General features: G+C 35.0%; 12 protein-coding genes and 2 tRNA genes. 7 read left to right on the top strand and 7 right to left on the bottom strand.

Going from position 1 to position 13,155, the window contains the following annotated elements:
• Window positions 1-52: 52 nt before the first annotated feature.
• Complete coding sequence (mutH, locus tag JP36_RS09520; protein ID WP_039135489.1) at window positions 53-739, bottom strand: DNA mismatch repair endonuclease MutH; 687 nt, start codon at window positions 737-739, stop codon at window positions 53-55.
• Between the two features lie 615 nt (window positions 740-1,354).
• Between mutH and pflA the strand changes: the two genes are divergently transcribed.
• From pflA to JP36_RS09555, 7 genes are all read left to right on the top strand, one after another.
• Window positions 1,355-2,095 (top strand): pyruvate formate lyase 1-activating protein, encoded by a 741-nt coding sequence (gene pflA, locus JP36_RS09525; protein WP_039135492.1) that lies wholly within the window; start codon window positions 1,355-1,357, stop codon window positions 2,093-2,095.
• Window positions 2,096-2,119: 24 nt separating this feature from the next.
• Entirely contained in the window at window positions 2,120-3,136 is a 1,017-nt protein-coding gene (gene galE / locus JP36_RS09530; RefSeq protein WP_039135495.1) for a UDP-glucose 4-epimerase GalE, read from the top strand.
• Window positions 3,137-3,149: 13 nt separating this feature from the next.
• Window positions 3,150-4,421, top strand: a complete 1,272-nt coding sequence (locus JP36_RS09535; RefSeq protein WP_039174172.1) for an AmpG family muropeptide MFS transporter — start codon at window positions 3,150-3,152, stop codon at window positions 4,419-4,421.
• A gap of 72 nt (window positions 4,422-4,493) precedes the next feature.
• On the top strand, window positions 4,494-5,138 hold the full coding sequence (gene adk, locus JP36_RS09540; protein WP_039174173.1) for an adenylate kinase: 645 nt from the start codon (window positions 4,494-4,496) through the stop codon (window positions 5,136-5,138).
• Window positions 5,139-5,176: 38 nt separating this feature from the next.
• Window positions 5,177-6,229 (top strand): AEC family transporter, encoded by a 1,053-nt coding sequence (locus tag JP36_RS09545; RefSeq protein WP_234702186.1) that lies wholly within the window; start codon window positions 5,177-5,179, stop codon window positions 6,227-6,229.
• A 549-nt stretch (window positions 6,230-6,778) separates the two neighbouring features.
• Window positions 6,779-6,855, top strand: a tRNA-Asp gene (locus JP36_RS09550).
• Between the two features lie 21 nt (window positions 6,856-6,876).
• Window positions 6,877-6,953 (top strand) — tRNA-Asp (locus JP36_RS09555).
• 204 nt (window positions 6,954-7,157) lie between these two features.
• Here JP36_RS09555 and JP36_RS09560 read toward each other — a convergent pair.
• From JP36_RS09560 to JP36_RS09580, 6 genes are all read right to left on the bottom strand, one after another.
• Window positions 7,158-7,670, bottom strand: a complete 513-nt coding sequence (locus JP36_RS09560) for a hypothetical protein (protein ID WP_052119488.1) — start codon at window positions 7,668-7,670, stop codon at window positions 7,158-7,160.
• A 33-nt stretch (window positions 7,671-7,703) separates the two neighbouring features.
• Complete coding sequence (locus JP36_RS09565; RefSeq protein ID WP_039174175.1) at window positions 7,704-8,084, bottom strand: hypothetical protein; 381 nt, start codon at window positions 8,082-8,084, stop codon at window positions 7,704-7,706.
• 13 nt (window positions 8,085-8,097) lie between these two features.
• The gene (locus JP36_RS09570) at window positions 8,098-9,171 is read right to left on the bottom strand and encodes an IS1595 family transposase (RefSeq protein WP_039174177.1); all 1,074 of its coding nucleotides are present in this window, start codon (window positions 9,169-9,171) and stop codon (window positions 8,098-8,100) included.
• Between the two features lie 278 nt (window positions 9,172-9,449).
• Entirely contained in the window at window positions 9,450-9,602 is a 153-nt protein-coding gene (locus JP36_RS11560) for a hypothetical protein (protein ID WP_234702187.1), read from the bottom strand.
• Window positions 9,603-9,912: 310 nt separating this feature from the next.
• A complete protein-coding gene (locus tag JP36_RS11410) occupies window positions 9,913-10,995 on the bottom strand; it encodes a restriction endonuclease subunit S (protein ID WP_081964374.1) in 1,083 nt (360 codons plus the stop codon).
• Entirely contained in the window at window positions 10,983-13,085 is a 2,103-nt protein-coding gene (locus JP36_RS09580) for an HsdM family class I SAM-dependent methyltransferase (RefSeq protein WP_039174178.1), read from the bottom strand. The genes JP36_RS11410 and JP36_RS09580 overlap by 13 nt, the downstream gene beginning before the upstream one ends.
• Between the last annotated feature and the right edge of the window lie 70 nt (window positions 13,086-13,155).

Raw genomic sequence — 13,155 nt, forward strand, 5'->3', positions numbered from 1 at the left:
ATCAAACTCTCGCCACCTATTTCACTGCGACAAGAGGGCGATACTATAAAAGTTAACGATGTGAAAGGGAATAGCTTCTATTTTGAAAATTACGCAAAATATTGGCAGTAAAATTTTTTCGCAAATAAAAACCTAATGGCAACGCATCAATAATCTGTCCCTGTTGTCCGATAGCTTTAGTAATCGCTCGATTATTATTACCTTTCGGACGCAACTGCATTACCTCCCCTATACGCGCATTGATTTTCTTTACATCTCCTAACACAATTAAATCCATTAACTCCTCCCAATCCTGTTTTAACTGCTCCTCTTCTTCTGCACTCGGCTGCCATAAAATCGGCTGTCCAACACGACGCTGAGCCAATGGAATCCCTCGTTCACCCTCAACTGGGATCCACAACACTTTTGACAATTTATAACGCACGTGCGAACACTCCCACACAATGCCATTATTATCTATCAACGGTGCCAAACTTACGAAAGTCGTTTCTAACGGCTCCCCAAAACGATTAATCGGCACAGTCTTCAATTCAATACCGAGATGGGCAAAATCCTGTTCCGGCTTACTGCCAGCAGATGCACCCAAAGCACACTCTATTAAATTACCTACCCAACCTTTATCTCGTTTTAAATCTTGTGGTACGACAATATGTAATTGCTCGGCAATATCAACAAATGTTCTGCCAGCAAGCTGATAAGCTCGTTGCATTAATTGTGATTCCGTAAGTGGGGCGTTCAAGATGACTCCTTAATATTTGATTAAAAAATAAACTCGAGTTTTCCAATTTACTATTTTTTAGGCAATTATTTTTAAGCTAATGATTTATCAGTAAATTTATTTTTCACACTGTTTAAAAAAACAACGCTAATTTAATTATACGCATAATTCCTGCCATTCAATCACAATTTTATCCACAGTTTCTCTGAATAACTCACAATATGGATAAAAAAACAGTATTGATTTTTTTAAATTTAACAGCTTTTTAAAACTTTTATGACCCAAAGATTAATCTTTTGGAAATAGCAATGTGTGATTTTATAAAAAATTAGACAAAATCTCAAAAACTGTCATAGTTAAAATTTTATTTAAAATCAATTAGAAAAAATATACATCCACCACATTTCACAAATTTATCTAAATTTTTCCACAAAGTTATCCACAGAAGTAAGATTTATAACCACTAAATGGAAAGTTATACCCAAGTAAGTGAACAAAATTTCTATTGTTATACAATTTAATGCAAACAGATGATTTAACGCAAAAAAGCAGTAATTAACGCTGCCTGACATTTACAACAAATTCAGTTAAAATTAAAAAATTTTTGAAGATACTATAATTATAAAGGCAGGTAAAATGTCAGCAGTTGGAAGAATCCATTCTTTTGAGTCATGCGGTACGGTTGATGGCCCTGGAATTCGTTTTATTTTATTCACTCAGGGCTGTTTAATGCGCTGTAAATATTGTCATAATCGTGACACGTGGGATTTGCATAGCGGTAAGGAAATTACCGTTGAAGAGTTAATGAAAGAGGTGGTGACTTATCGCCACTTTATGAATGCCTCCGGCGGTGGTGTTACCGCTTCCGGCGGTGAATCTATTTTGCAACCAGAATTTATTCGTGACTGGTTTCGTGCTTGTAAAAAAGAGGGTATCCACACTTGCTTAGATACCAACGGTTTTGTGCGTCATTATGATCAGGTGATCGATGAATTGCTCGATGTAACCGACCTTGTTCTGCTTGATTTAAAACAGCTTGATGACAGCATTCATCAGGATTTAATCGGCGTTTCCAATAAACGCACGTTGGAATTTGCTAAATATCTGCAAAAACGTAACCAAAAAACTTGGATTCGTTATGTGGTCGTGCCGGGTTACACCGATGATGAACACTCGGTGCAGTTATTGGGCGAATTTATTAAAGATATGAAGAATATCGAAAAAGTCGAACTGCTCCCTTATCACCAGTTGGGTAAACATAAATGGGAAACGCTCGGCTTAAAATATGAATTGGAAGATGTTAAGCCGCCAACAAAAGAGTCATTGGAAAAAATTAAGGCTCAGTTGGAACAATTCGGCTTAACCGTAAAATATTAAATTAATTTACCGAAGGAGGTAACAATGGCGGTTTTGGTTACAGGCGGTGCCGGTTATATCGGCTCGCACACTGTTGTCGAACTACTCAATGCCAATCGTGAAGTGGTGGTGTTGGATAACCTTTCCAACGCCTCAGCTAAATCTTTGGATCGTGTTAAACAGATCACCGGCAAAGCGGTAACATTTTATCAAGGCGATGTGTTGGATCGTGCCTTATTAAAACGCATTTTTGCCGACCATAAAATTGAATCCGTGATCCATTTTGCCGGCTTAAAAGCGGTAGGCGAAAGCGTGGTCAAACCGATTGAGTATTATCGTAATAATGTTGAAGGCTCGTTGACGCTGCTTGATGAAATGCGTCAAGCCGGTGTTTTCAATTTTGTATTCAGTTCCTCAGCCACTGTTTATGGTGATCCGGAAATTATCCCTATTACAGAACAATGCAATGTTGGAGGCACAACCAATCCTTACGGCACATCAAAATTTATGGTGGAACGTATCATTATGGATGTAGTGAAAGCTATTCCACAATTCAGTATGACCATCTTGCGTTATTTCAATCCGGTCGGTGCGCACGAAAGTGGTTTAATCGGTGAAGATCCTAATGGTATTCCAAATAATCTTTTGCCGTATATCAGCCAAGTGGCAATTGGTAAATTACAACAACTTTCCGTCTTTGGTAGTGACTATCCAACCCACGATGGCACTGGTGTGCGTGATTATATTCACGTGGTTGATTTAGCAGTCGGGCATCTTAAGGCACTGAATCGTCACGAAAATGATGCTGGTCTGCATATATATAATTTAGGTACAGGAACCGGTTATTCCGTATTAGATATGGTACACGCCTTTGAAAAGGTAAATAATATTAAGATCCCATATCGTCTAACTGACCGCCGTCCAGGCGATATTGCCGTTTGCTATTCTGATCCATCATTAGCATTAAAAGAACTTGGTTGGAAAACTGAGCGTGATTTGGAACAAATGATGCGTGACACTTGGAATTGGCAAAAAAATAATCCGAACGGATATAAAGAGTAATCAGGAACAATTTATGCCGGTAAATACTTCCGTTTCTAAGCAAATTTTTAGTCGTAATATGCTAATTTGCGTATTTACCGGTTTTAGTTCCGGTTTACCGCTCTATATTTTAGTCAGCCTGATTCCCTATTGGCTACGTAGTGAACAGATTGATCTGAAGACTATCGGTTTGTTCACCTTAATTAACTTACCCTATACTTGGAAATTTCTTTGGTCTCCACTGCTGGATCGATATGCTTTACCGCTATTAGGTCGGAGACGTGGTTGGATTTTTCTATTTCAATTACTGTTACTGATTACTCTACTGGCATTTTCTTGTCTAACCCCTCAACAAGATTTAAAAACAATCGCTATCCTTTCCATCATTGTGGCATTCTTCTCCGCTACACAAGATATTGTACTAGATGCCTATCGGCGTGAAATTTTAAGCGATAATGAATTAGGTTTAGGCAATTCCATCCACGTTAATGCCTATCGTCTTGCCGGATTGGTGCCAGCTTCACTTTCTATTTTTTTAAGTGCTTATTACAGCTGGCATAGTGTCTTCATCATCACTGCATTCTTTATGTTTCCCGGTTTACTAGCAACGCTTTTTATCGCACAAGAACCGTTACTAAAAGCAACACCACCAAAAACGTTAAAACAGACTGTCATTGAGCCTTTTACCGAATTTTACCAACGCAAAGGAGCAAAACAGCTGATTTTAGTCTTGTCGTTTATGTGTCTATATAAACTCGGCGACACTATGGCAACTGCACTATTGACTCCTTTTTATATTGATATGGGATACAGTAGTTTGGATATTGCTTTAATCGCTAAAAACGCCGGTTTATGGCCAATGTTGATCGCAAGCATTGTAGGTGGGATTTTAATGTTAAAATTTGGCATTAATAAAGCATTATGGTGGTTCGGACTAGTTCAAATTATAACTATTTTAGGATTCGCTTGGTTGGCACATTTTGGACAATTCCAACAAATCGGACATTTTGAATTACTTGCGTTAGCTTTGGTAGTCGGTGGCGAATATATTGGCATCGGCTTAGGTACTGCTGCTTTTGTTGCCTTTATGGCAAGAGAAACCAACCCTCTTTATACTGTCACTCAATTGGCGTTATTCACCAGTTTGGCAGCACTGCCTCGTACATTATTAGGTTCAAGTGCTGGTTGGCTGATTGAGCAATTAGGTTATTATCATTTTTATCTACTCTGTTTCGTGTTGGCGATTCCAGGGATGTTATGCTTGCTTTGGGTTGCTCCTTACAAAGCAACAACAACTGAGCAATAAATTTTTAATTTAGCTTGTGTTTACTACCACATACAGGTAAGGTATTCATATTTTTGACAACAAGAGGTATCTATGAAAATTATTCTTTTAGGCGCACCCGGCGCAGGCAAAGGCACACAAGCCCAATTTATTATGAATAAATACGGTATTCCACAAATATCAACCGGAGATATGTTGCGTGCAGCAATTAAAGCAGGCTCTGATTTAGGTAAACAGGCGAAGGTCTTAATGGATGCTGGTAAATTAGTGCCGGATGATTTAATCATCGCATTGGTTAAAGATCGTGTAGCACAGCCTGATTGTGCTAAAGGTTTCCTATTAGACGGTTTTCCACGCACTATTCCACAAGCAGATGCTTTAAAATCAGCCGGCATTACTATTGATTTTGTATTGGAATTTGACGTGCCAGACGAAGTGATCGTTGAACGTATGAGCGGTCGTCGTATACATCAGCCGTCAGGACGCAGTTACCATATTGTTTACAATCCACCAAAAGTAGAAGGTAAAGACGATATAACCGGTGAAGATTTAATTATCCGTGCTGATGATAAACCTGAAACCGTATTAGATCGTTTAAAAGTGTATCATTCAACTACTCAACCATTAGTTGATTATTATAAAAAAGAAGCGGATGCCGGCCAAACAGCTTATTTCCGTCTTGATGGTACATTAACCGTTGACACCGTCAGCGCAAAATTGGCAGAAATTTTAGGTTAATTCCCTTTCAATTAACGTTTCTCACGAAACATAAAATAATGGCAACGTGTGCTGATCAATTTCATCAGCACACTTTTTTTACTCACAATGAGCTAACTCCTCGTTGCTATATTAACCCGACAAGTGAGGTAAAAATGGAGGGATTTCTATCATCCATATCATTTTCTATCGGCGTGACTTTACCAAATATTTTAATGCTATTTTTAGGTATCTATCTGCGTCGTATCGGAATGATCAACGAACAATTCAGTCAACAGGGATCAAAATTAGTTTTCAACATCACCTTACCTGCACTGCTCTTCCTCAGTATTGTGCAACATCCCACTGATTATGCTGCACAGCTCAAAATGGTGTCTGTTGGTTACCTAGGATGTATCATTATTTTCTTACTATCCGAATTTTACGCTGCTAAATATATTGAAGATAAACGTGAACGAGGCACTTTCGTGCAAGGCGTTTTCCGTGGTAATAGTGGCATTATCGGGTTATCACTCTGTGCCAATGCTTATGGATCTTCCGGCATAGCCACGGCTTCAGTTTATACTGCTGTAATTACTATTTTATATAATATTTTAGCCGTAATTACACTAAGCCGTTCACTCGCTACCAACGGAAAAACAAACATAGTACATATCCTACGCCAAATTGCGAAAAACCCACTGGTTATCTCAATTGTGTTGGCTTTAATCGTTAGCAAACTTGGTTTCACTATTCCTAAATCTCTAATCAGCACTGGCGATTATCTCTCTCGAATGACATTACCCTTAGCACTACTTTGCACTGGAGCTAGCTTGGATTTAAAAGGAATGGATACTTCTTCAAAAATTGCTTTTCAATCCAGTATTGGGCGTATTTTTTTCGCTCCATTAGCAATGGTAATTTTTGCACGATTATTTAATTTAGATAACATCAGTTTAGGTGTAATTTTTTTAATGAGTGCCACTCCAGTTGCTGTTGCCAGTTATCCAATGGTACGTAGTATGGGGGGCAATGCCAAAACCGCCGCAAATATTGTTGGTATTACAACTATCGGTGCGATTATAAGTTCTGCTATTGGAATTGTAATTTTGAAGCAGTTAAATTGGATGTGATTTTTTGGTTTCGACCAAATGTAGATTTTATTTTTTACTTAATGATATTGATAGTGGTAAAAATGATAAAACAACTGCTCATATCGTTTATGAAACATCGGTGTAAAATTTAAAAACAGCGTAATAGAAAAGTATTACCGAAAAAAATCAAAGGCTTGAAAACGAAGTGTTCTAATCAGTATTTCACATATCTGATAATAAATAGTAAAAGTCACTATAAATTTGAGTAAAACACTGAATACGGATAAAGGTGAAAATATCTGTTATTGATTATGTTTGCTAATTGCTGAAAATTGGATAAAAAGATAATTTTACTCATCTTTTTAGCTGTTTATTTTCAAATGATTCTGCTTTAAGCAAAGTTACTTTCTGAAAAATCAAAAAATGCCACCTTTCTAAAATGGTAAAAATTCGCCATTAAGACATTTTTGTCGCAAGAAATTGTCGTAAATTTTGCTCTTTAGCTTATCAATTCATCAATTAAACTAAATTTCATAAAAAGAGGTTGACGAGATCTCTCAACGATATTATTATGCGCACCACAAATGCGGAGCGGTAGTTCAGCTGGTTAGAATACCTGCCTGTCACGCAGGGGGTCGCGGGTTCGAGTCCCGTCCGTTCCGCCATTTAATTTAGTCATTTTTTGCGGAGCGGTAGTTCAGCTGGTTAGAATACCTGCCTGTCACGCAGGGGGTCGCGGGTTCGAGTCCCGTCCGTTCCGCCATCTTCAACACTTAATCTTATAATTTTCCAGGCATAGTAGACAAAAGTGTTGGTAAAAAGTGGGCTAAAGCCTTATAGTACACGGTATTATGTAGCAGTTGCACAAAACCAAAACTTGAATAATTAACCGTTGAAAAGAAAGCCTTTAGCTTGATGATAAGTTAAAGGCTTTCTGATTTAAAGGATATTGAAAAATATAACTCACTTAAAAAGAAACATCGTCATCGAAATCCCAAACAGGATTTTCCATTTCAGTAGAAGATGTCTTTTTAGATGTTTTTTTACTGACAGAATCTTTTCCCCATAACAAATCTTCCATTACTGGTGGATAGGCAACATTTGCCCTTGCTACAAAATCCGATTGGGTGAGATATTTTCTGATTCGAACCAAGCATCGTAGATTACGTTCATCTTCTGCAAAACTCACTTCAATATCTGAGATATTTGGACTTTCATCGCTCTCTGATTCAGAGAGGTTAATTCTAAACACAGCAAGCACAACTTGATTATCCGCAATTTCATACGCCCCATAAAAAGTAAAGAAATCCGAAGGTAGTCGTTCAACATGTTTCGCCATTGAGCTTAAGTCACTAAATAAAGACATGTAATTACGCTCAAAGCTCACGTTAGAATAAAGCAAAGCAATCCCTTGCATAAACGCTTGAAACTGCTCGTAAGACATTTTTGTTAGGTCTGTATTGATTCTTTTTTCAGTCATTTGTATTCCTTTTTGTTGCAGTAAAAATAGTGGCTATTTCAGGTTTTTATACCGTTGCCAAAAATCATCGTGAATATCTCTTGCTGATGGATGTAACAGTATTCTAGGAAAGAGAGCGAACGTTGGCATTAAGGACAATGAATCAAGTTGGGCTTGATTAATAACCTTCGTTTTGAGATAACTAAAGCGATACACAGCACTAATAAACAGTACCGTTACATCAAGAGATATAAAAAAGGTATTTACATCAGCAATAAACTGAATACTCTCCACACTAGGGTAGAAATATTCTAACCCTTTGCTCACAAGCAAAATAATCAAGACTGAAAGCATATAGTGGATAATCAGCAATCGTCTTAATCGCTGATAGATAAAGCTAATCCCTAACATATAAATAAAAAGAAATATCTCCATATTAATTTCCTTATTAGGCTGCATTTAGGTAGTGTGAATCGTTTGAAGCTGTCAGGCTTGCTACGCCAAACAATGCTTCGGCTTTTTTGTTACCTTGCCAGTACCCTGTAAAATCTCGTGATGGCAAGGTGTTTAAGCAACATTTTAGTAATTGCTCAAATTTCTCTTTTACACTTTTTCGGCGATTATCTTCTCGCCACGCTATTTCATTGGCATAGAACATCAGATATTTATTGTTCATTTTGTGGTAGATACCTGTAATTGCGCGCCGTAACCGTGCAAAAAAGGATTCGGCAAGGTTATTCGTGATACCGTCAATCGAGCAGTATTCCAGTGAATGGTTTACTCGCCATAAATCATAATGAAAGGCGAGACTGTCATAAACAGGGTTTTCGTCAGCATGAATGGTGCTGTTCGGCTTGACTAAGCGTTGCGTTAAATCAAGTATATCTTGCGTATTTTCCTCTTTAATTAGGGCGACAATACTTCTATCAGCCCCTTTCATCACGGTTTGATTCGCCGCACGTTGGCGGAATACCAATACACAAGACTTATCCACACGCTGATAGTGTTTCTTCCGTCTATCAATACGTTTATGACAGAAATTTTTAGGGCGAATGTAGTAATTCACATAAGCACCGTCGATATGTACTTCACCATTTAACAGCGTTAAATCTTTGGCTTTTTCTAAACTTTCCCTAAATTTATGCAACAGTACCCATGCCGTTTTATATTGCACGTTGAGCTTATGTGATAACGTAATAGCGGATAATCCCTTGCTTTCAGTCACAAAATAGAAAATTGCCAATACAATTTTACGCAAGGAAAGTTTTGCACCTTGAAAAATTGTACCTGCTGTAATAGAAAAACGATGCTGGCAATGTTTGCACTGCCATTGTTTACGAGTAGAAATGAAATAGGCGTGGTGGCGAGTATGGCAATGCGGACAAATAACATCATTCATTTCATCTACATTACCCCAACGAGCTTGTTTCAATAGCTGAAAAATCTCGGTATCAGACAAACTCGCCAAGCTATCTACAGATAGCTGGCGTGCTGCCGCTGATAACCGAAAATGTTGTGCCATAGAAACAAAAATCCCTTCATTAAAACTCTGAAATCTCCAAGCCTTTTTAGGCTTAAAAAACAAAGTCATAATGAAGGGACTATTCTCTGTGAGCAAAAAGGTATAATAAATACTGGTATTTGTCAAGCACTTTCTTTTGTCAAGTGTTTTTTGAATTTTTTTGTGTTTTTGAATGTGACCAGTTCAAAAAAGGTCTTAGTTCTGTCAAGAGAAATTTTTCGATAAGTTTAATTGCTGATATTTTAAACACATTGAGTGATTATCTTAAGTGGCTTATTCTATAATTTAGACGTACTACTTTGGAGGATTTTATCAGGATCTTCCCGACAGTTGGCTTTTAAAAGTTGCAAGGCTTCGTCTTCACTTAAACGAAAGATTTGTTTGAGATTTAAATTTTTAGATTTGCTTGAAAGCAGATAATGCTGCGCCATAAGTATTCCTTGTGTGTACAAGGTACTCAAAGCCAAACGCTAGACATAAAAAATAGCCCACCTGAATTTCAGGTCGGCTCAAAGCGTTTATGCCTCGAATACCGTTACCCACAAGGAACTTGTGGAAGGCTCATTTAAAATGAGTGAAATTGCGATTGTTAAAACAGGAAATTTACAAGATGAAATTTTCTGCCACCTAAACATTCGCTACACACCTGTTAATGTGTATTAATTGGTGATTGAATAAAATTGTATTCTTTGACTAATTATATAATTTAGTAGATTCTCGTCCTTTAGTAAATTCAAGACATTAAAAACTAATTTCAGTAGATAAAAGCTCACTAACTTTATCATTTAATTGTTTTTTTATTTCTAATATATTCAAATGCTTTTTGGAAACCTCTCTCATTTCATCTAAACAATAGTCACCATTACTATCTATAGGTATTGAAATCTTAACATTATCGATCATTCGTGGTGTTAATTTTGAAAACTCATTTTTATTATTAATGCCTTTTCTACCTTTTGATAGATTTCTTAATATTGGCTCTAAAATATATACAACGTAATCTAAATCGATATCAAATGTTTTAGGTGTTAAAATTACTCTATCTGCATTTATAGAAAAACACCCCTCTATTATTTTTGTAACTCCAGCAATACCATTTATTGATATTGAAACATAACGACCATCATAGTCGTAAGTATTCATATACCCTAAAGGCTCATCATTTGCGGCAGAATAAATAGGGTATTCCCCTGCATTTTGCTTACAATAATTCTTTGTATATAGACTATTTCCTCTAGTTACATAAAAAAGTTTATGGATGGGTTCATTTATATAATTATATTTATCAGAATGAGGTATTTTCACATCAATTCTATTGATATAATTTTGTCTATCTTCAAGCTCTTTCTTTTTAATCTCTATAGACTTATATTTACTAATAATTAGATTTTGTGATTCAATATCGTAGTTCCCATTATCATCAATAGGAACTTCAATTAATAATCCTTTAATATTTCTCCACGATAATGATGGGACATCACCTTTCTTTTTATGGAGAAAAAATATTGGTTGAAGAATATATTTAAAATACTCTAATACCAAATTTTCAACTTTAGGTATTAGAATTGCTCTATGTCCCCCAACATTATGTTTACCATGTAATACTTTCAAAGTACCTGCGTATTCCCCATCTGTTGAATATGTTAAGTTTTCACAGTCATAATCATAAGAATCAATAAATCCAAAATGCCCAATTGTTGTTCCAGTGAAAACTTCGTAATCACCACTATGCTGATTACAATATGTTTTAGTATATTTGCTATTTCCTCTTTTACAATCAAATAGTTTTTCTAGCGTTATACTTTTATAGTTTAATTTAGCCATTCAATTTCTTCCTTAAAATCTTTTAGAGTTGAGATCATATCTGATAATAGATCTTGAAACTCTGTAGGACTTACAAAAGTTTTAGCTTTTTTTAAACCAATTTCAACTTTTTCTTCTTCTGTCCACCAATTTTCGATTATCCAAGACTTGTCAGGGTCAAACTCATCAATTGGTATCAATTTTAGTTTACGATCATCTTCAATATAAGATTTAATTGGCTCAATAAGCTCTTTTTTATTAAAGTTTTTAAAAAAGTTATATTTTATAGCGGCTTCTTTTAAGTCATTATCGTCTATATCAAACCTATAAGAATCTAGACTTTCACCAATAGAGTTAGCTATATATGTAAAAACTGGATAATCTTGTTTTGCATGTTCATTTATTTCTTGATGTGTTTTCTTTCTTATAGTAAGAATATATGTTTTTTTAGGTGTATTAAAGAATGCACCAACAGGTAGTGAAATAATATTTTCTATAAAGAAATTATTTAACATATATTTCTTTAGATTATGATTTATATAATTAGAGAATATTCCATCCGGTAATACAACTGATGCGACCCCGTTATGTGATAAAGACTTCATTATCCATTCTAAAAATAAACTTTCAACTCCTCCTCCGTTTAATTTATATTTATCAGTCTCTTTAGCTGAATCCATCATTGGTTTGGACTGAAAATATGGAGGGTTTGCTAATATTAGATCGTATTTATTTTCTTCAAGATTTGATAAAGTACCTAACATAGTTTTATGTAAATTAAAAGTTTTGTTCAATAATTCATTAGCAATATTTTTAACATCTTGTAATGAGTTATTATCTTGAAATAGTTGCGAAAAATAAATAAGCATGTTGGCTTTAGCTAAAATAATAGTTAAATCATCTTTATCTGACATCATTTTATCAAAGCCATAAAGTTCTATCTTACTTTTCAGTTCACCATCATGATAACTGTAAAGATCTTGTATTTTTGTTTCAACAGCTTCGAGAAGAAACTTTCCAACACCACAAGCAGGATCACAGATTTTCATACCTTCCTTTATATCGACCATTGAAACCATTTCATTAACAATCTTTAATGGAGTAAAAAACTGCCCCATATTAGAAGTTTCATTTGAATTTTTCATAAATGTTTCAAATAGTTTTGATTTAAAGTCATTTGATATCCTTAAAAATTTCCCATTATTTTTTTCATAGCGTTCAAATTCTTCAATAACTTGTTTAAATATTTTATCAGTATCATCAATACTGATGTATTCATTATAATCACCTCGTTCAACATGAAATACTTGTCCATTAATAATACTGGTCCCATCCTCACCTTCTGGAAACAAAGTTTTCATAGTCTCCCTTGCTCCATCAATATATTTTCCTAAAACATCAGCATCAGTTGTAACTGGATTCTCTCTTTTATATTCATTAGAGTACATTTTAGATATATAAGAAAAAGAGTTTTCTCCTTTTAATACACCAATATCAGACAAGTATTTAAATAAGAATAATTCAACAAATGTATAGAGTGACTTCTTTGATGATGCAAATGTTAGGTTAACTAAAATTCTATTTATCTTTACTGCTAAATCGGTTGGATCTAACTCTTCCTTTTTTAATATCTTATCATTATCATTACTAATAGATTGGCTAATATCATTTATTAATTTAGCTATTTGTTTGGCGTTTTCTTTTGGCTTTATTTGTAAATCAACGATATTCCCATCTTCATCTAATATAGGATTACCAGTATTTGGGTTAACCCAAATAAATCTATCTCCATCATTTACTACATAAATCAGAGCATTAACAGCTTTAGCTACATCAATTTCTTGATTTATTGCATTTGATATGTCTTTATTTGTTTTGAATTTATTAGGATGCTTTTGTTCACAATATATAACGATATTTTTATGGTTATCAATAATCAATACATCAGGTTTTTTTCTTAATAAATTTCTACTTATTGAAAATTTTTTTATGTATTTTGACTTCATTAAGCTTGAGATCGTAGTTGAACCTAAGCTAAAACATTCATATTTATCAAGAATATGAACGCTATGAGAAAACAATTCATTTTGTATTAGTTGCTCAGATTTCATTAACAACCTCCCAAAATAAATTTGCAAGGTTGATATTTAGGGAATAAGCTATTTGTAGGCTTGTAGGCTT

It is taken from the genome of Gallibacterium genomosp. 1 (genome assembly GCF_000771875.1).
Taxonomy (GTDB): Bacteria; Pseudomonadota; Gammaproteobacteria; order Enterobacterales; family Pasteurellaceae; genus Gallibacterium.